This window comes from Micromonospora sp. NPDC047527 (assembly GCF_040643015.1).
Lineage (GTDB): Bacteria > Actinomycetota > Actinomycetes > Mycobacteriales > Micromonosporaceae > Micromonospora.
Genome location: NZ_JBEYTK010000005.1, coordinates 300,578 through 319,159 on the forward strand (window position 1 = coordinate 300,578; position 18,582 = coordinate 319,159).

14 protein-coding genes are annotated in these 18,582 nt (G+C 72.4%); 6 read left to right on the plus strand and 8 right to left on the minus strand.

The features are described 5' to 3' along the window. Nucleotides 1–2: 2 nt before the first annotated feature. Together ABZ808_RS21080 and mfd are read right to left on the minus strand one after the other, a co-directional pair. Nucleotides 3–779 carry a hypothetical protein gene (locus ABZ808_RS21080; RefSeq protein ID WP_357008993.1) on the minus strand — a complete coding sequence of 259 codons (777 nt, stop codon included), beginning with the start codon at nucleotides 777–779 and terminating at the stop codon, nucleotides 3–5. A 106-nt stretch (nucleotides 780–885) separates the two neighbouring features. Further along, complete coding sequence (mfd, locus tag ABZ808_RS21085; RefSeq protein WP_357008995.1) at nucleotides 886–4,533, minus strand: transcription-repair coupling factor; 3,648 nt, start codon at nucleotides 4,531–4,533, stop codon at nucleotides 886–888. A 461-nt stretch (nucleotides 4,534–4,994) separates the two neighbouring features. Here mfd and ABZ808_RS21090 point away from each other — a divergent pair, with 461 nt between their 5' ends. Both ABZ808_RS21090 and ABZ808_RS21095 read left to right on the plus strand, forming a co-directional pair. Beyond that, nucleotides 4,995–5,909: a cyclase family protein gene (locus tag ABZ808_RS21090; RefSeq protein ID WP_357008998.1), complete on the plus strand. Its 915-nt coding sequence runs from the start codon at nucleotides 4,995–4,997 to the stop codon at nucleotides 5,907–5,909. Between the two features lie 220 nt (nucleotides 5,910–6,129). Further along, nucleotides 6,130–7,035: an AraC family transcriptional regulator gene (locus ABZ808_RS21095; protein ID WP_357009001.1), complete on the plus strand. Its 906-nt coding sequence runs from the start codon at nucleotides 6,130–6,132 to the stop codon at nucleotides 7,033–7,035. Between the two features lie 261 nt (nucleotides 7,036–7,296). Here the strand turns inward: ABZ808_RS21095 and ABZ808_RS21100 are convergent, their stop codons facing one another. Continuing rightward, nucleotides 7,297–8,337 (minus strand): S66 peptidase family protein, encoded by a 1,041-nt coding sequence (locus tag ABZ808_RS21100; RefSeq protein WP_357009004.1) that lies wholly within the window; start codon nucleotides 8,335–8,337, stop codon nucleotides 7,297–7,299. 240 nt (nucleotides 8,338–8,577) lie between these two features. On the opposite strand from ABZ808_RS21100, the gene ppc reads away from it, so the two are divergent. Next, the gene (gene ppc, locus ABZ808_RS21105; protein WP_357009007.1) at nucleotides 8,578–11,364 is read left to right on the plus strand and encodes a phosphoenolpyruvate carboxylase; all 2,787 of its coding nucleotides are present in this window, start codon (nucleotides 8,578–8,580) and stop codon (nucleotides 11,362–11,364) included. 102 nt (nucleotides 11,365–11,466) lie between these two features. Here ppc and ABZ808_RS21110 read toward each other — a convergent pair whose 3' ends face one another. Further along, a complete protein-coding gene (locus ABZ808_RS21110; protein ID WP_357009010.1) occupies nucleotides 11,467–12,294 on the minus strand; it encodes a hypothetical protein in 828 nt (275 codons plus the stop codon). Nucleotides 12,295–12,348: 54 nt separating this feature from the next. On the opposite strand from ABZ808_RS21110, the gene ABZ808_RS21115 reads away from it, so the two are divergent. Further along, on the plus strand, nucleotides 12,349–13,503 hold the full coding sequence (locus tag ABZ808_RS21115) for a DNA recombination protein RmuC (protein ID WP_357009013.1): 1,155 nt from the start codon (nucleotides 12,349–12,351) through the stop codon (nucleotides 13,501–13,503). 18 nt (nucleotides 13,504–13,521) lie between these two features. Here ABZ808_RS21115 and ABZ808_RS21120 read toward each other — a convergent pair whose 3' ends face one another. Both ABZ808_RS21120 and ABZ808_RS21125 read right to left on the minus strand, forming a co-directional pair. Beyond that, the gene (locus tag ABZ808_RS21120; RefSeq protein ID WP_357009015.1) at nucleotides 13,522–13,914 is read right to left on the minus strand and encodes a hypothetical protein; all 393 of its coding nucleotides are present in this window, start codon (nucleotides 13,912–13,914) and stop codon (nucleotides 13,522–13,524) included. 49 nt (nucleotides 13,915–13,963) lie between these two features. Beyond that, nucleotides 13,964–14,953 (minus strand): 4-hydroxy-3-methylbut-2-enyl diphosphate reductase, encoded by a 990-nt coding sequence (locus ABZ808_RS21125; protein ID WP_357009019.1) that lies wholly within the window; start codon nucleotides 14,951–14,953, stop codon nucleotides 13,964–13,966. A 145-nt stretch (nucleotides 14,954–15,098) separates the two neighbouring features. Here ABZ808_RS21125 and xseA point away from each other — a divergent pair, with 145 nt between their 5' ends. Both xseA and ABZ808_RS21135 read left to right on the plus strand, forming a co-directional pair. Continuing rightward, entirely contained in the window at nucleotides 15,099–16,322 is a 1,224-nt protein-coding gene (gene xseA / locus ABZ808_RS21130; RefSeq protein ID WP_357009022.1) for an exodeoxyribonuclease VII large subunit, read from the plus strand. Between the two features lie 60 nt (nucleotides 16,323–16,382). Next, the gene (locus ABZ808_RS21135) at nucleotides 16,383–16,604 is read left to right on the plus strand and encodes an exodeoxyribonuclease VII small subunit (protein WP_030328827.1); all 222 of its coding nucleotides are present in this window, start codon (nucleotides 16,383–16,385) and stop codon (nucleotides 16,602–16,604) included. A gap of 39 nt (nucleotides 16,605–16,643) precedes the next feature. Here ABZ808_RS21135 and ABZ808_RS21140 read toward each other — a convergent pair whose 3' ends face one another. After that, nucleotides 16,644–17,492, minus strand: coding sequence for a hypothetical protein (locus ABZ808_RS21140; RefSeq protein ID WP_357009025.1), 849 nt, complete (start codon nucleotides 17,490–17,492; stop codon nucleotides 16,644–16,646). A 210-nt stretch (nucleotides 17,493–17,702) separates the two neighbouring features. Further along, nucleotides 17,703–18,461: a DUF4245 family protein gene (locus ABZ808_RS21145; RefSeq protein WP_357009028.1), complete on the minus strand. Its 759-nt coding sequence runs from the start codon at nucleotides 18,459–18,461 to the stop codon at nucleotides 17,703–17,705. Nucleotides 18,462–18,582 lie beyond the last annotated feature (121 nt).

Sequence of the window (18,582 nt, forward strand, 5' to 3'; positions counted from 1 at the left end):
GCTCAGCTGGCCGTGCCCTCGCCATGCGAGTCCGAGTCCGAGTGCGACGGCACCTCGCTGGGGGTGGAGATGTCCGTGACCGCGCCGGAGCCCGGCTCACCCAGCGGCACGCTGACCGCCGAGACGTCGCCGGAGAAGCTGAGCAGCGGGAACTCCAGCGGGCGGTACCGGGGGCTGACCGTCACGTCGTAACGCTCGACCGCCTCGGCCAGGACCCGCTTGGTCGCCAGCGCCCCGCGCAGCTGCTCGCCGTCGAGCTGACGGGCGGCGTCCTGATCGGACACCTCGGCCGGGATGTTGCCCCCCGCGCGGCCGGCGGCGATCACGTCGGTCATCTCCTGCTCGGTCGGCTCGACCTGGTCCTCCGGCAACCCGGACAGGCAGGTGAAGAGCTTGGCCATCTCCCGCACGTAGCCGGTCTCCGGGTTGAGGCCGAGCTGCTGGGCGGCCTGCTCGACAGCGACCTGGCTGCGCGGCTGGTAGCCCTCTTCGGCCGAGATCTGCTCGCACACGTTGGTCAGCACCATCACCCGGACCACGTCCGCCAGCTCGGGAAGCTGCGGCTGCGGCGCTGCGGGCTGGCCGCCGAGGCCGGGCTCCGGCGAAGCGGTCGGTGCCGGGTTCTTCGTCCGCAGATCGTTCATCGCGGCGGTGACCTCGCCGTCGGTGATGCGCTGGTCGCCGATGTAGGCGGCGATGCCCGGCTCAGCACGGCAACCGGAGAGGGCGACGAGGCCGAGCGCCACACTGGCGACGGCGACAAGACGGCGAGCACGCATGTCAGTCACTCTCTCACGTCGTCACCCGGCGATGTGACGGCCCCCACCCACGCCCAACCACCGACCAGGGCAATGTCGGCGCGACACCGCCCTGATCGGTGCCCGCTCAGGCGCTCGCCACCGCAGCCGGAGCGGGAGCGGGAGCGCCCAGCACGTCGGAGAGCAGTTGGGCACACCACTCCAGCAGCGCCTGGTCACGCAACGGCTCGCCGCCGATCCGGCGAGTGCTCGGCCGAGGCACGCTGACCTGGTCGGTGGCCTGCTTGTAGACCGCGTCCGGGTGGTAGCGCTTGAGCCGCAACTGCTTCGAGTCGGGCAGCGGCAGTGGACCGAACCGGACGTGCTTGCCCTGCATGGACACGTCGGTCAGGCCGTACCGGCGGGCCAGCAGGCGGAACCGGGCCACCGCCACCAGGTTCTGCACCGGAGCGGGCGGCTCGCCGTACCGGTCGGTCATCTCGGCCACCACCTCGCGCAGGCGCTCCTCGTCGCGGGCCTCGGCGAGCTTGCGGTACATCTCCAGGCGCAGCCGCTCCACGCTCACGTAGTCGTGTGGCAGGTGCGCGTCGATCGGCAGGTCGATCTTGACGTCGACCTCCTCCTCGGGCCGCTCACCCTTGAACGCAGAGACCGCCTCGCCGACCATCCGCACGTACAGGTCGAAGCCGACGCCCTCGATGTGCCCGGACTGCTCGCCGCCGAGCAGGTTGCCGGCGCCCCGGATCTCCAGGTCCTTCATCGCCACGTACATGCCGGCACCCAGCTCGGTGTGCTGCGCGATTGTCGCCAACCGCTCGTGGGCGTGCTCGGTGAGCGGCTTCTCCGGCGGGTAGAGGAAGTACGCGTACGCCCGCTCGCGGCCCCGGCCCACCCGGCCACGGATCTGGTGCAGCTGGGCCAGGCCGAGCAGGTCGGCCCGCTCCACGATCAGGGTGTTGGCGTTCGGGATGTCGATGCCGGACTCCACGATCGTCGTGCAGACCAGGACGTCGAACTCCTTCTCCCAGAAGCCGACCATCACCTTCTCCAGGGCGTCCTCGCTCATCTGGCCGTGCGCCACCGCGACCCGCGCCTCGGGCACCAGCTCCCGCAGTCGCCGTGCCGCCCGATCGATCGACTCGACCCGATTGTGCAGGTAGAAGACCTGCCCGTCGCGGAGCAACTCCCGGTGGATGGACGCGGCCACCTGCCGGTCGTCCTGCGCGCCGACGAAGGTGAGCACCGGGTGGCGCTCCTCCGGCGGGGTGGCGATGGTGGACATCTCCCGGATGCCGGTGATCGCCATCTCCAGGGTGCGCGGGATCGGGGTGGCCGACATGCTCAGCACGTCCACCGAGGCCCGCAGGGTCTTCAGGTGCTCCTTGTGCTCGACGCCGAACCGCTGCTCCTCGTCGACGACCACCAGACCGAGCTGCTTGAACCGGGTCGCGGTCTGCAGCAGCCGGTGGGTGCCGATGACGATGTCGACGGTGCCGTCGGCGACCATCTCCAGCGTCCGCTCGGTCTCCTTCGGGGTCTGGAACCGCGACAGCTGCCGGATCTGGACCGGGAACTGGCTCATCCGCTCGGCGAACGTGTTGTAGTGCTGCTGCACCAGCAGCGTCGTCGGCACCAGCACCGCCACCTGCTTGCCGTCCTGCACCGCCTTGAACGCCGCCCGGACCGCGATCTCGGTCTTGCCGTAGCCGACGTCGCCGCAGATCAGCCGGTCCATCGGGACGGTCTGCTCCATGTCCCGCTTGACCTCGTCGATGGCGGCGAGTTGGTCCGGCGTCTCCTGCCAGGGGAACGCGTCCTCCAACTCCCGCTGCCAGGGGGTGTCCGGCCCGAACGAGTGCCCCTTGGACGCCTTGCGGGCGGCGTAGAGCTGGATGAGCTGCGCGGCGATCTCCCGGACCGCCTTGCGGGCACGGGCCTTGGACTTCTGCCAGTCCGAGCCGCCCATCTTGTGCAGCGTCGGCTGCTCGCCGCCGACGTAGCGGGACAGCTGGTCGAGCTGGTCGGTGGGGACGAACAGCCGGTCACCGGGCTGGCCCCGCTTGCTGGCCGCGTACTCGATGACCAGGTATTCCCGGCTTGCGCCGTTGACGGTGCGCTGCACCAGCTCGACGTACCGGCCGATGCCGTGCTGCTCGTGCACCACGAAGTCGCCGGCCTTGAGCTCCAACGGGTCGATGGTGTTGCGTCGCCGGCTCGGCATCTTGCGCATGTCCCGCGTCGAGGTGCCCCGACCGCCGGTGACGTCGTTGCCGGTGAGCAGCACGAACCGGGACGCCTCGTCGACGAACCCGCTGCCCAGCGAGCCGCAGGTGACGATCAGCTCGCCGGGGGCGGGCGCGGTCGGCACCTCCTCGGTCAGCCGGGCGCCCAGCCCCGCGTCGCGCAGCACCTCCACCGCCCGCTGGGCGGGGCCGTGCCCCTCGAAGACCAGCGCGATGGACCAGCCCTCACCGGCCCAGCGCTTGAGGTCGTCGACCACCCGTGCGGTCTCGCCGTGGTAGAGCGGAGCCGGCTGGGCGGCGAGGGTCACCGCGATGGCGTCGTCCGGGGTGACGGCGGCCTCTTCGGGTGCGTCCTCCCAGGGCTGCCGCGTCTCGGCCGTGTCCGCCTCGACGAGGCCGAACGGGGACAGCGTCCACCACGGCTGGCGGAGCGTCCCGGCGGTGGCGCGGACCTCGGCCAGGGTGCGGAAGGCTGCGGCGCCGACGTCCACCGGGGCCTGGCCGCCGACCGCCGCTGCGGCCCAGGAGGCCTGCAAGAACTCCTCCGAGGTACGCACCAGATCGTGCGCCCTCGTGCGGATCCGCTCCGGGTCGCAGAGCAGGACGTGGGTGCCCGGCGGCATCGCGTCCAGCAGCAGCTCCAGCGAGTCGGGGCCGACGAGCACCGGTGCCAGCGACTCCATCCCCTCCACCGGGATGCCCTCGGCCAGCTTGTCGAGGATCTCGGCCAACTCCGGGTGCTGCTCGGCGAGCGCGGCGGCCCGATCACGGACCGCCGGGGTGAGCAGCAGCTCACGGCAGGGCGGTGCCCAGAGCAGCGGGACCTGCTCGATGGTCCGCTGGTCGGCCACGGCGAAGGTGCGGATCTCCTCCACCTCGTCGCCCCAGAACTCGACCCGCGACGGATGCTCGTCGGTGGGCGGGAAGACGTCCAGGATGCCGCCGCGCACCGCGAACTCGCCGCGTTTGGTGACCAGGTCCACCCGGGCGTACGCCATGTCGATCAGCCGGCGGGCCACCTCTTCCAGGTCGGCCTCCTCGCCCGCGGCGAGCTGCACCGGCTCCAGGTCACCGAGCCCTTTGAGCTGCGGTTGCAGCAGTGAGCGAACCGGTGCGACGACCACCCGCAACGGCCCGGTGCCGCCGTGGGCGTCGGCCGACTCGGGGTGCGCCAGCCGGCGCAGCACGGCCAGCCGCCGGCCCACCGTGTCGGAGCGGGGGGAGAGCCGCTCGTGGGGCAGCGTCTCCCACGACGGGAAGACCACCACCTGCCCCGGCGGCAGCAGCCCACCCAGCGCGGCGGCCAGGTCGTCGGCCTCCCGGGTGGTGGCGGTCACCGCCAGCACCGGCCGGCCCGCCCCGCCACGGGTGCCGTCGGGGTCGGCCGCGACGGCTGCCACAGCGAACGGGCGCAGCGCCGCCGGAGCGGTGATGTCGAGGCCGTCGACCTGCGCGGCACCGGAGCGCGCCAGGTCACGCGCCCGGGCCAGCCCGGGATCGGCCAGGGCGGCGGAGAACAGACCGGTGAGCATGTGATCACTTCCAGGGGAGTCGACGCACACGACGGCTGCCCCTCGTCCGGTCGGACGGGGGGTGCACGACGCCCAGCCTATCCCCGTCCACCGACACACATCCCCTTCCGCCCAGGTCCCCACCGCGCGCCTTCACACATCCCCGCGCGCCGCGCGCCGCGCGCCGCGCGCCTCGCCCCTCGCCCCTCGCCCCTCGCCCCTCGCCCCTCGCCCCTCGCCCCTCGCCCCTCGCCCCTCGCCCCTCGCCCCTCGCCCCTCGCCCCTCGCGCTCGATCCTGGATGTAGTGGCCTCCGCGACGCACCAACACCACTCGATCCTGGATCGAGCACGATCTTGCGGCCGGGCGGCTGGGCGGCCGACGGGGCAGACACCTTCTATCCGACCGGCTGATCCGCACATCCCCTCCGCCACGATCCGCGCGGATCTTGACCGGGGCGGGGGGTCGTGGTCGGGTTCTGGGATGGGTACGCAGTGGCGGGTGCAGTTCGACGCGGAGGTGAGGTTCGCCAACGGTGGCGGGCTACGGACCGAGGGGTTCCGGCTGGACATCCCGGGTCGGGAGATCAGTGACGAGGATCTGGCCGCGCTCTTCGTCCGGCACCTCGGGCTGCTGATGGTCGCCCAGGTCCGGATCAGCGCGAAGACGATCATCGAAGAGCCGCACAAGGGCGGCCGGGGCGTCGCCGTCGACGGCAGTGGCGCTGGGCGTCGGCTCGTCGAGCTGAGCCACGTGATCAGCGACGGGATGACCACCCTGCCCGGCTGGCCTGCGCCACGGATCGGCGACTGGTTGACCTTCGCGGCGTCCCGGGCGAACTACGCGCCGGGCACCGAGTTCCACGTGGCCCGGATCGACATGATCGCCAACACCGGCACGTACCTGGACACCCCTGCCCACCGCTGGTCGGACGGCGACGACCTGGCCAGGGTGCCGCTGGACCGCCTGGCGGACCTGCCCGGCGTGGTGGTCCGGGTGCCGGCCGGCACCCGCGCCGTGGACCGGCTGCTGCTGGCGCCGTACGAGGTGGCCGGGCGCGCGGTGCTGCTGCACACCGGTTGGGACGCGCATTTCGGCACCGAGCGGTACGGCGCGCCGGAGGCGCCCCACCTGACCGGGGACGCCGCACAGGCGCTGGTGGACGCCGGAGCGGCCCTGGTCGGCATCGACTCGATCAACATCGACGACATGAGCCCGGCGGCCGGCGGTCAACGCCCCACGCACAGCACCCTGCTCGCCGCCGGCATCCCGATCGTGGAGCACCTGACCGGCCTGGACGCGCTGCCGCCCAGCGGGTTCCGGTTCACGGCGGCCCCACCGATGGTGGCCGGCATGGGCACCTTCCCGGTCCGCGCCTTCGCCGTCGTCGACGCCTGACGTCGACCGATCTCGGCCAACAGGTGGCCGACCGGGACGCGTTCGTCGAGGATGTCCGCCACCTGGCCGCTGAACAGGCGCAACCGACGACCGGGCGCCACCGGCGAGCAGTTGCGCCGCGAACCGGGGTGGACGGGGGATCGATGGTTCGACAACCATCTGTGCTGGCCGTGAAGCGTCACCGTGCCGCCGACGAGCACATCGCGAGCAGGGGGGAACGATGCCCGCCGAGGGAGTCGGCAGTGATCCGCGTCGCCGCACCACGCCCGCACGGTGGCGCGTGCTGGGGCACCCGGACGGATTGTTGATCTATCAGGTGCGGTGCATCGTGGAGAACCACGGATGGACAGAGGCCGCCGTGGAGGACCGCCACAAGATTATTCTGGGGCGCTCCGGGGCGTACCGTCGCCGGCTCAACGGCCGGGTCGGGCTCTCCGACGCCACCTCCATGATCATCACCCGACCGGGCGACGAACTGGCGGTGTCGCACCCGTTCGGCTGCGGCGACTCGTACACCTGCTTGGAGATCGATCCGGCAGCGCTGGCGGACCGGCCGGACGCGGAGCACTGGATGGACCGGGGCGGCTGGGCCGGGACGTCGGACGCCCCGCTGGACCTGGCGCACCGGCTGCTGGTGGCCGAGTTCCGGCGTGGGCTGGACGGCTTCGAGATGGCCGAGCGGCTGCACCGGTTCCTGGCTCGCCTGCTGCACCACAGCCCTCTCGGCACCGGCGACGTGGGCGGCGAGGTCGATCGGGCCGTACGCCGACGGCCGGCGACGCTCGCCGCGCACCGGAGGCTGGCCGACCGCGCCCGGGAGGTGCTGGCGAACTCCGGCTTCACGCTCGGCCTGAACGAGGTCGCCCAGGAGGTTGGTAGCTCTCCGCACCATCTCAGCCGGGTGTTCCACCGAATGACCGGCAGCAGCCTGACGGCCTACCGCAACCGGCTGCGGGTGCGGGAACTGTTGGACACCCTCGCCGAGTCCGACGGCCGTTCGCTCGGCGCACTCGCCGCCGAGTACGGCTTCGCCGACCAGGCACACCTGACCCGGGTGGTCCGGGAGCAGGTGGGTCACCCGCCGGCCCGGCTGCGCCGGCTGCTCACCCCGTCCGACGCGGCCTGACCACTGCCGCTCCCCCGACGGCGAGGGAGGTGCCGTCGGGGGACGGGCGGCACCTCCTCGAGCGCCAGGGGCGCCACGGGGTCCGGTGGGGCGTCGGGCCTCCCCGAAAAGGTCCGCACGCCCCGCTCCGGTGCTGCACTGGTTGGCAACTCCCGGACCCACGTGAACAATCCTGGGCGCGGGCGTTCCCAGCGTCTTGAAGAAATTTGCTCGTCTCGACCGGGCCCTCCCCAAGGCCCGGTGAGGGCGGGCGGAGGCAGATCAGTAGCGCACCGCGATCCGGCGCTCGACAGCGTCGACCCGGATCTCCCCGCCGTACGGGATGATCAACTGAGGGTCGGTGTGGCCGAGGTCGACGTCGAAGACCACCACGGCGTCCGGGTTGTACGGCGCCAGCGCGCGGGTGATCGCCTCGCGCTGGGCTTCACCCCACGCCAACCGTTGCGGCACCGACAGCGGCTTGTCGAAATCCCACGCCTTGGGCCGACCGACAACGACCGCCGGGAAGCTGGCGAGCAGCCCTCGCTCCCCCATGTTCCGCACGATCCGGAACACCTCGTCAGCGCTGGGCATCTCCTGGGAAGTCTCGAAGATCAGCACGGATCCCGCCAGCTCTTCGGCGGCCGGGACCCGGTCGGTGGCCATCAGCCAGTGCAGGATCTCCAGGCAACCACCCCAGGTGCGCCCTCGCACCTCCCGCTCCGGGCCCTGCCAGCGCCAGCCCTCGCCGGCCAGCATCTCCGGCTCGTACGCCAACGACTCCGGGTCGGTCCACGGGTTCGGCCGGTCACCCCATTCGGGCGCGGCCGTCAACTCGTACCAGCCGGAGGTGAACAGAGCGGCGCGCAGCGAGTCGAACGTCATCGGGTGCGGCGAGCCGGGCCGGCCGAGGTGCACCAACACCGAACCACCGTGGTACGCCACGATGCCCAGCCGGTAGAGGTGGTTGAGCACGTTTGTGTTGTCGGAGTACCCGAAGTAGGGCTTCGGGTTGGCGCGCACCACGTCGTCGTCGAGGTACGGGGTGACGGTGATCAGGTCGTCCCCGCCGACGGTCGCGAGCACCGCGGTGATTGTCGGGTCGGCGAAGGCGGCGGTCAGGTCGCGGGCCCGGTCGCGCGGGTCCGCCCCCGCCACCCGCGTGGTCGGATACTCCACCGGCTCCAGGCCGAGCTCCTCGCGCAGCCGGCGCAGCCCCAACTCGTACACGTGGGGAAAGACGGCCGCCAGCCCGGCGGAGGGTGAGACGACCGCGACCCGGTCGCCCGGCTGCGGCTTGGCCGGATATCGGGGTGCGTCCATGATCAGACGGTAACGGGCGCGGCCAGCGAATTTCACCCACGAATCGGGCGCGCATCCCGGGATACGCCATTCTGATTCGGGTACGGAGACGACGGGTGACCGCCCGCACCGGGCGCGCGGTGATCGTGTTCCGCGTCACGGATCACCATGCGGAGAGCCCCTCCTGCCATCAGGTCCGGCGCGGATACCATCCAGGGAGTCGGACAGCGCTGTCCTTCGTACTCACGTAAGGAGCGCATCGTGACCGACCAGCACGACCACGACGGCCCGGACGCCGCGCTGCGCGCCGACATCCGCCGACTCGGCACCCTGCTCGGGCAGACCCTGGCACGCCAGGAGGGCCGCCCGCTGCTCGACCTCGTCGAGGAGATCCGCGCCCAGGTCCGCACCGACGCGCCAGCGGCCGCCCAGCGGCTCGGCGGGCTGGACGTGACCACCGGCACCAAGCTGGCCCGCGCCTTCTCCACCTACTTCCACCTGGCCAACATCACCGAGCAGGTGCACCGCGGCCGGGACCTGCGCCGCCGTCGCGCCGTGCAGGGCGGCTGGCTGGACCAGGCGGCCAAGATGATCGCCGAGCGGGGGGTGCCGGCCGAGGAGATCGCCGCCGCGGCCCGCCGGCTGGCGGTCCGGCCGGTCTTCACCGCCCACCCGACCGAGGCGGCCCGCCGCTCGATCCTGTCCAAGCTGCGCGCCATCGCCGACGAGTTGGACACCGAGACCGCAAACGCCATCCTGTACGGCGCCAGCGACGAGGGCCCCGCCAACCGCCGACTCGCCGAACTGCTGGACCTGATGTGGCAGACCGACGAGCTGCGACTGGACCGACCCGACCCGACCGACGAGGCCCGCAACGCCATCTACTACCTGCGTGACCTGTACGCCGAGGCCGCCCCGCAGGTGCTCGACGACCTGGCCGACACGCTGCGCACGCTCGGTGTGGAGACGTCCCCGACGGCCCGCCCGCTGAGCTTCGGCACCTGGATCGGCGGCGACCGGGACGGCAACCCGTTCGTCACCCCGGCGGTCACCCGCGAGGTGCTGACCATCCAGCACGAGCACGGCATCGCTGCCACCGAGAAGGCGATGGACCACCTCATCAACGAGGTCTCCGTCTCCCGCCGGCTGCGCGGGGTCTCGCTGGACCTCTCCGCGAGCCTCGCCGCCGACCTGGACGCGCTGCCCGAGGTGGCACCCCGCTTCCGCCGGGTCAACGCCGAGGAGCCGTACCGGCTCAAGGCGCGCTGTGTAAAGGCGAAGCTGGCCAACACCCGGCAGCGGCTGCGCCAGGGCACCGCGCACGTGCCGGGCCGGGACTACCGGGGCTCCGCCGAGCTGATCGCCGACCTGGATCTGCTGCGCGCCTCGCTGGCCCGCAACTCCGGGCAGCTCACCGCCGTCGGCCGGCTGGCCTCCACCATCCGGACGGTCTCCGCGTTCGGCCTGCACCTGGCGACGATGGACGTCCGTGAGCACGCCGAGGCGCACCACGCGGTGCTCGCCCAGCTGTACGACGCCGTCGGTGAGGTCTCCGACTACCCGGCGCTGACCCGGCTGGAGCGCACCAAACTGCTCGCCGACGAGCTGACCGGCCGCCGCCCGCTGTCCACCCTGGACACGCCGCTCTCCGAGGCGGCCCGCAAGACGTTCGACGTGTTCGGGACCATCCGGGAAGCCCAGGACCGGTTCGGCACCGAGGTGATCGAGTCGTACATCATCTCGATGACCATGGGCGTGGACGACGTGCTGGCCGCCGTGGTGCTGGCCCGTGAGGCCGGCCTGGTGGACGTACACAGCGGGCGGGCGCGGATTGGGTTCGTGCCGCTGCTGGAGACGCCGGCCGAGCTGAACGCCGGTGGCGAACTCCTCGACGAACTGCTGTCGCTGCCCGCGTACCGGGCGTTGGTCGCGGCCCGCGACGACGTGCAGGAGGTCATGCTCGGCTACTCCGACTCCAACAAGGAGGCCGGGATCACCACCAGCCAGTGGTCGATCCACCGGGCACAGCGCGCACTGCGCGACGTGGCCGCCCGGCACGGGGTGCACCTGCGACTGTTCCACGGCCGCGGCGGCACGGTGGGGCGCGGCGGCGGGCCGACGCACGAGGCGATCCTCGCCCAGCCGTACGGCACGCTGGACGGCGCGATCAAGGTGACCGAGCAGGGCGAAGTCATCTCCGACAAGTACAGCCTGCCCTCGCTCGCCCGGGAGAACCTCGAACTCACCCTCGCCGCGGTGCTCCAGGCGACGCTTCTGCACACCGCTCCCCGGCAGCCGGCCGAGATGCTGGAGCGCTGGGACGCCACGATGGACGTGGTCTCCGAGTCGGCCTACCGGTCGTACCGGTCGCTCGTGGAGGACCCGGACCTGCCCGCTTACTTCTGGGCATCCACCCCCACCGAGTTGCTCGGCGCGCTGAACATCGGCTCCCGGCCGGCGAAGCGCCCCAACACCGGCGCCGGGCTGTCCGGGTTGCGGGCCATCCCGTGGGTGTTCGGCTGGACGCAGACCCGGCAGATCGTGCCGGGCTGGTTCGGCGTCGGCTCCGGGCTGGCCGCCGCCCGCGAGGCCGGGTTGGCGGACGTACTGGCCGAGATGCACCGCAACTGGCACTTCTTCCGGACGTTCCTGTCAAACGTCGAGATGATGCTGACCAAGACGGACCTGAGCATCGCCCGCCGGTACGTCGAGACCCTGGTGCCGGAGCAACTGCACCCGATCTTCGAGCAGATCGAGCGGGAGTACGAGCTGACCAAGCGGGAGGTGCTAGCGGTGACCGCCTCACCCGCCCTGCTGGAGAACTCGCCGGTGCTGCAACGCACCCTGGCGGTCCGGGACACCTACCTGGAGCCGCTGCACCACCTTCAGGTGGCGCTGCTGCGGCAGTACCGGGACTCCGGTGCCGCCGGACGGGCGGTCGCCACCGCGCCAGGCGGCCGGCGCACACCGAGCGACGGCACGGCGCTGGAGCGGGCCCTACTCACCACGGTGAACGGCATCGCCGCCGGCATGCGCAACACAGGCTGACGCCCCCAGCTCAGTCGATCATGGAGTTGTGGTGCCTCACAAAAGCCCCTCGCGGGTGCTAATCGGCCACCACAACTCCATGATCGACGCTGCCGTCCAGGCTCACCAGTCCCCGCCGCCGAAATCCCCGCCGCCGAAGTCGCCGAAGCCACCGCCGCCGCCGCCGAAGTCACCGCCTGCGTAGTCGCCGCCTGCGTAGTCGCCGCCGCCGAAATCGCCGCCCTGGTCGGCGCCGCCGAAGTCCTGATCACCGCCGCCGAAGTCCTGGTCGCCGCCGTCCATGCCCTGGTCGGCACCGGCCGCGTCGGCGCCGTACCCCGGGTCGGCGAAGGCCGGTGAGAACAGCGCGTCGGCGATCAGGATGCCGCCGAGCACGCCCGCGCCGGCGCCCAGCGCGGTCTTCCACCACGGCGTCGAGTACCAGCCAGCGGGCACCGGCCGGCCCTGGTACCGACCACCCGGGTAGTAGTAGGGCGTGCCCCGACCAGGCTGCGGGCCGGCCCGGAAGGTCTGCCCCTGCACCTGCACCTCGCGCTCCTTGGTGAGCTGCCCGACGCCCCGCGCGGCGGCCAGCGCCGGCAGCTCGGGGCCGGGATCGAACCCCAGCGCGGTCCGCGCCGCCCGGATGTACGCCAAGCCCTCCAGCGCGGTCTCCCGGGCCAGCGTGAACTGGTGCGGCGTACGCGCCTGCTCCAGCTGCGAGCCCGCCGCGTTGTACCGCTCACCGGCGTCGGAGAGCGCCTGGCGGACCGCCGGCTCGTCGCCCTGCAGGGTCAACAGCTGGCCGCCGAGGCGCTCGTACCAGCGTTGCGCCTCCGCGCGGGCGTCGCCCAGCTCGGTGCGCCGACGGGCGGTGGACTGGGCACGGCCGAGCGCCACGGCACCCAACGCCCCGATCAGCACGATGGCGAGGCACAGCACAAGTTCCATGTCATCGAACGTACCCCCGGGTGTCTCGTCGTAGACGTCTGGCAAGCTCCGGTGATGGACGTCTCGACGCTGCTAGTGGTGATCGTGTGCCTCGGCGCCGGCGGCGCGGTGGGCTGGCTCGCGGCCCGATCCCGCTCGGCGGCCGACATCGCCCGGTTGGACGCCACCCTGACCGCGACTCGCGAGGGCGAGGGGCGGCTGGAGCAGTCCATGCGGGCGTTGAGCTACGAGGCCACCGCACAGTCGCAGGAGGCGGTGGCCCGTGCCGTCGCGCCGCTGCACGACACGCTGCGCCGCTACGAGCAGCGCGTCGCCGAGCTGGAGCACGAGCGGGTCGACGCGTACGCCGAGCTGCGCGAGCAGGTCCGCTCGATGAGCGCCGTCTCCGGCGAGTTGCGCACGGAGACCAAGCAACTGGTGGCCGCGCTACGCGCGCCGCAGGTGCGAGGGCGCTGGGGCGAGCACCAGTTGCGCCGGATCGTCGAGGCCGCCGGCATGTTGGAGCACTGCGACTTCTCCGAGCAGGTCACCGCCACCACCGACGAGCAGGTCGTACGCCCGGATCTGGTGGTCCGGCTGCACGGCGGCCGGTCGGTGGTGGTGGACGCCAAGGCGCCGTTCGACGCGTACCTCACCGCGATGGAGGCCCGCGACGAGCGGGGCCGGGACGCCCACCTCGACGCGCACGCCCGGCACCTGCGAGGGCACGTCGACGCCCTGGCGGCCAAGGCGTACTGGACCGCGTTCGACAGCTCCCCCGAGTTCGTGGTCCTGTTCGTGCCCGCCGACCCGTTCCTCGACGTCGCGCTCCAGCGTGACCCGACGCTGCTGGAGCACGCCTTCGCCCGCAACGTGGTGCTCGCCACGCCGGCCACCCTGGTCGTCCTGCTCCGCACCGTGGCCTACTCGTGGCGGCAGGAGGCGCTGGCCCGCAACGCCGTCGCGGTGCACACCCTCGCCCGGGAGCTGTACGGCCGGCTCTCCACCCTCGGCGACCACGTGGGCAAGCTCGGGTCGTCGCTGACCGGTGCGGTGACCGCGTACAACAGGGCGGTCGGTTCGCTGGAGGCCCGGGTGCTGGTCAGTGCCCGCAAGCTCGCTGAGCTGGGCGTCTCGGACGAGGAGCTGGCGGCCCCGGCCCAGGTCGAGCTGACGCCCCGCCAGCCGCAGGCGCCCGAGCTGCTGGACGGGGCCGAGCGCAACCATTGACGGGCGGTCCGGTCGGGGTCAGCTGCGGTGGGCGCCCTCCACGACGAACGGGGTGCCCTGCTGGCAGGTGGTCATCAGGCCCGCCTCCACCCGGCCGGTGACGGTGACCCGCGCGCCGGAGGTCAGCACGTCCCGGGGGCCGCCGATCAGCAGATAGCCGTCGAGCAGCAGGCAGTTCGGCTCCACCCCGGGGGTGACCGTGCCGGTGAGTTCGGTGGCGCCGACGGGCGGCGGGACGCTGGGCCCACCGGGGGACTTGAGCGTCGGGGACGGGGGCGTCGGGGCGGCCGAGGTTGGCTCCGCGGTCGCTGTCGACGGTGTGCCGGGGCTGGCGGGGTCGGCCGTCCCACCACAGGCGCTCAGCACGGCGCAGACGACCAGGGCGGGGACGGCGAGCCGAAATGTCCTCATGCCGGCTTCGACGCACCGGAACGCCCCGGCGTTCCCGTCAAACGGATACTCAGCCGCGCGCTGCGGCGGCGGCCTTCATGTCCCGCTTCAACTCCTGCGGCAGCGAGAAGGTGAGCCGCTCGTTGGCGGTAATGATCTCCTCGACGTCGCCGAACCCACGCGCGGCGAGGTGCGCGAGCACATCCCGGACCAGATCCTCCGGGACGCTCGCGCCGGAGGTCAGCCCGACGGTGCGGGCGTCGGCCAGCCAGGCGTCGTCGATCTCGTGGGCGAAGTCCACCAGGTGACCGGCGCGAGCGCCGGCATCCAGGGCCACCTCGACCAGCCGGATCGAGTTGGAGGAGTTCGTCGAGCCGACCACGATCACCACGTCACACTCGGCGGCGATCTCCTTGACGACGTGCTGCCGGTTGGAGGTGGCGTAGCAGATGTCGTCGCTGGGCGGGGACTGCAACAGCGGCAGCCGCTGCTTGAGCCGGGCGACCGTCTCCAGCGTCTCGTCGACCGAGAGCGTGGTCTGGGAGAGCCAGACCACCTTCTCCGGGTCGCGCACGCTGATCTTGTCGGCGCCGTCCGGGCCGTCCACGAGCTGGATGTGCGCGGGAGCCTCACCGGCGGTGCCGATGACCTCCTCGTGCCCCTCGTGGCCGATCAGCAGGATGTCGTAGTCCTCGGCGGCGAACCGCTTCGCCTCCTGGTGCACCTTGGTGACCAGCGGGCAGGTCGCGTCGATCGCCTTCAGTGAGCGCGCCTTGGCCTGCTCGTAGACCTCGGGGGCCACTCCGTGCGCGGAGAAGATGACGGTGGCGCCCTCGGGCACCTCCTCGTTCTCCTCCACGAAGATCGCGCCCTGGGCCTCCAGGGTCTGCACGACGTGCTTGTTGTGCACGATCTGCTTGCGGACGTAGATCGGAGCGCCGTAGAGCTTGAGCGCCTCCTCGACGGTCTGCACCGCACGGTCGACACCCGCGCAGTAGCCGCGGGGCTTCGCCAGGAGCACGCGCTTGCCGGTCCGGGAAGTCGCTTCAGCCTGAGTCACCCACCCATCGTACGTGCCCGCACCCCAGCCGGCAGATCCCACAGCCCCACCCCCAAAGCCCCGGTGATCAAGAGGTTCGCGTCAGAAACGCGCCCGGCACCGACGCAAACTTCTTGATCACCGAGGGGGTCCGTAGGGTGGGCGGGTGAGTGATACCGCACGGGTGGGTGGCAGCACCGCCGAGGAGCCTTGGCCGGTCCGGGTGGTCAGCCAGAAGGTCGGCGCGTGGATCGCCAAGCTGGGCTGGGTCTGGGTGGACGGGCAGGTGGCGCAGATCAGCCGCCGTCCGGGCGCCACCACCGTCTTCCTCACCCTGCGGGACCCGTCGGCCGATCTGAGCCTGACCGTCACCACCAACCGGGACGTGCTGGACGCTGGCGCTCCGGAGCTGCGTGAGGGCGCCCGCGTGGTGCTGCACGCCAAGCCGGAGTTCTACGCCGCCCGGGGCACGCTGAGCCTGCGGGCCGACGAGATCCGGCAGGTGGGGCTGGGCGAGCTGCTGGCCCGACTGGAGAAGCTCAAGAAACTGCTCGCCGCCGAAGGGCTGTTCGACCGCTCCCGAAAGCGCCGGCTGCCGTTCCTGCCGGGTCGGATCGGGTTGATCACCGGGCGTGCCTCGGCGGCCGAGCGGGATGTGCTGACCAATGCCCGGCGACGCTGGCCGGCGGTGGAGTTCCGGACGGTCAACGTGGCCGTGCAGGGCCCGTCCGCGGTGCCGCAGATCATCGACGCGCTCAAGGTGTTGGACGCCGACCCGAGCATCGACGTCATCGTCATCGCCCGGGGCGGCGGTGGCATCGAGGACCTGCTGCCCTTCTCCGACGAGGCGCTCTGCCGCGCGGTGTTCGCGTGCCGTACCCCGGTGGTCAGCGCGATCGGCCACGAGACGGACACGCCGCTGATCGACTACGTCGCCGACCTGCGGGCCTCCACCCCGACCGACGCGGCCAAGCGGGTCGTCCCCGACCTCACCGAGGAGGTACGCCTCATCGGCCAGGCTCGGCACCGCCTCGAACGGGCGGTACGCAACCTGGTCGACCGCGAGTCCCACCGCCTCGACAGCCTGCGCTCCCGGCCGGTGCTGGCCCGGCCCCAGGTGATGGTGGAGCACCGCGTGACCGAGCTGACCGCGCTGCGCCAACGGGCCAGCCGTTGCCTGGACCACCGGCTCGCCGGCGCGGACGACGAGCTGCGGCACACCCTGGCCCGCCTCCGTGCCCTCTCCCCCGCCGCCACCCTCGACCGGGGGTACGCGATCGTGCAGCGCGCCGACGGCCAGGTGGTCCGCGCGGCGGCCGAGGTCGGCAAGGGCGACCCGCTGCGGGTACGACTGGCCGACGGTGAGCTGGCCGCGACGGTGGACGGCTGAGTGTGCGACGGCGCAGTGGCGACGCGGTGACCGCGGGAGGGATGTGCTGAGATGGGCGCGATGACTGACGACACGAAGGCCGGGCCGGACGAGCGGCTCAGCTACGAGCAGGCGCGGGCCGAACTGGCCTCGGTGGTCGAGCGGCTGGAGGCCGGCGGCACGTCGCTGGAGGAGTCGCTGGCGCTCTGGGAGCGCGGCGAGGCGCTGGCGGTGATCTGCCAGCGCTGGTTGGACGGCGCCCGGGCGCGGATCGACGCCGCCCGGCAGGAGCCCGCCTCCTGACCGCCGGCGGGGCGGCCGGAGCCGCCCCACCCGCGTACGTCAGTTGAACAGGCTGTACAGCTCGGCCGGCGCCTCGACGACCTGGTCCGCCGGCGGCTTCTGCGCGGCGGTGGCGGCACCGTAGTCGGAGTACGTCATCTTGATCTCCTGGGCGGCGGTCTGACCGGCGGCCGGCAGCTGGAGCACCAGCTCGCTGAGCCGGCCCTGCGGGTCCACCTTCGCGGTGAACGGCACGGTCTTCGCCTGGGTGCCCAGCGCGGCGATCGTGGCGGCGTTCAGCGAGCCCGCCTCGGCCGCCTTGGTGACGTCGATGGTCCCGGCGTACGTGCCGGTGCCGGTGCTGCGGACCTCGGTGATGCCCTGGGTCAGCACCGCGCTGCCGGCCGGGTCGACCTTGTCGAAGTCGAAGCCGAGGTTCTTGTTGCCCTTGATGCGGGTCTGGTCCAGGTGCTGGTACTTGCCGAGGTTGAGCTGCTTGATGGCGGGCAGGCTGTCGGCGGTGGGACCGGTCAGCTCCAGTTTCACCCAGCTGTCCGGCTTGGCGTGGATCACGTCGAGCTTCATGGCCAGGTCGGACGAGGGGCCGCCGAGGGCAAACTTCATCGCCGCGCTCTGGCTCGGCTGGTGCACCTGACCCTCGGCGGTCGAGCCGGCGCCGGAGAGGGTGAACCGGAAGTTGCCGTTGCTGATCTCCTTGGTGGAGTCGAGCAGCGCCTGCTTGGCGTCGCCCGACACGGGTGCGCCGGACGCGCTGGGCGTGCCGGACGCGCTCACCGTCGGCGACGCGGTCGACCCGGCGGTGCCGGTCGTACCGCCAGCGCAGGCGGTCAGGGCGGGCGTGAACAGGGCGGCGGCTACCAGGCCGGCACTGAGTCGTCGAACAGTCATTCGTGTCTCCCAAGGGGGTCACCCGACGACCTGGTCGGCGCCGGAAACCGGGCGACGCGGCAACACCGTTGGCCACGCCGCGCGACCCGGGCCGAGCAGTGCGCCCGGATCACTCCCTCCTCTGTTCCCTGTCGACGCCTCGGACAATCACCCTGATGTCCGATTGCCGGCGGAGAAGGACACGACGCCCCGGCCCGCCCGCGACGCCGCTCAGCGCAACGCGCCGGCGAGTTCGCGCAGTTCGTTGTCCCGGGCGTCACCGAGGACGATCACCGTTCGGGTCGGCTCCAGCAGGACCAACGCCTGCTGGTTGCCCCGGGCCGCGTAGCGCTGCCAGGTGCGCCCGGCCAGCTCCGTCGGGCCCTGTGGCTGCCCCTCGTCGGTCAACTCGGCGGGGAGCAGCCGCTCGGCCGGCACGCTGCTCTGCAACAACTGGACCCCCCGCCCCTCCGGCGTGAGGTAGCCGATCCGCAGGTTCGCGCCGCCCTCGACGCTCTGGTAGCGGGCGCTGACCGTACGCCAGTCGGAGCCCAGACCCTGCGGCTGGCTCACCGGGAAGGTGTTCGCCGACCGGGCCTGCTCGATCGCCGGGGCCGGGTCGACCGTGGCGGCCTGGTCGCCGCCGAGGAAGCCCCGGTAGAACGCCAGCAGCAGCGCGATCGGGATCAGCAGCACCAGCAGCGAGATCGCCATGTCCTTCGGCGACCGCTCGGCCTTGGCCGCCGCCGCCCTCGGCGGCGTGGGTCGTCCGCCGGTGCTCGGGACGCCGCCGGCCCCGGAGCCGCCAAGCGGTGCCGGCGGTTGTGCCGCCGGCTCCGACGCGACCAGGGCAGGCTCGCCGGTGGCCGGCGTCGTCGGACCGGTCACGACGGGCTCGGCAGCGGCATCGGCGGGCAGCCCGGCCGGCGGCTGGCCGGCGGGCGGCGTGCGGTCGGCGGGTACGCGATCAGCTGGCTGTGCGGGTTCCACCCTCCCATCTTCGCAGCCGCCCGACCGGCGGTATCCGGGCCATCACCGCCCCGCGCCGAAGCTTGGTCGGCCATCGTGTGAGGATCAGCGACAAAGCCGGCAGCAGGGGACCACCCTGCCG

Excerpts from the sequence above, each read along its gene's own strand:
- ABZ808_RS21140 (WP_357009025.1), bottom strand. The coding sequence starts at position 17,492 with ATGACTGTTCGACGACTCAGTGCCGGCCTGGTAGCCGCCGCCCTGTTC.
- ABZ808_RS21095 (WP_357009001.1), top strand. The coding sequence starts at position 6,130 with ATGCCCGCCGAGGGAGTCGGCAGTGATCCGCGTCGCCGCACCACGCCC.
- ABZ808_RS21090 (WP_357008998.1), top strand. The coding sequence starts at position 4,995 with ATGGGTACGCAGTGGCGGGTGCAGTTCGACGCGGAGGTGAGGTTCGCC.
- ABZ808_RS21080 (WP_357008993.1), bottom strand. The coding sequence starts at position 779 with ATGCGTGCTCGCCGTCTTGTCGCCGTCGCCAGTGTGGCGCTCGGCCTC.
- ABZ808_RS21135 (WP_030328827.1), top strand. The coding sequence starts at position 16,383 with ATGACTGACGACACGAAGGCCGGGCCGGACGAGCGGCTCAGCTACGAG.
- ABZ808_RS21100 (WP_357009004.1), bottom strand. The coding sequence starts at position 8,337 with ATGGACGCACCCCGATATCCGGCCAAGCCGCAGCCGGGCGACCGGGTC.
- ABZ808_RS21110 (WP_357009010.1), bottom strand. The coding sequence starts at position 12,294 with ATGGAACTTGTGCTGTGCCTCGCCATCGTGCTGATCGGGGCGTTGGGT.
- ABZ808_RS21115 (WP_357009013.1), top strand. The coding sequence starts at position 12,349 with ATGGACGTCTCGACGCTGCTAGTGGTGATCGTGTGCCTCGGCGCCGGC.
- mfd (WP_357008995.1), bottom strand. The coding sequence starts at position 4,533 with ATGCTCACCGGTCTGTTCTCCGCCGCCCTGGCCGATCCCGGGCTGGCC.
- ABZ808_RS21120 (WP_357009015.1), bottom strand. The coding sequence starts at position 13,914 with ATGAGGACATTTCGGCTCGCCGTCCCCGCCCTGGTCGTCTGCGCCGTG.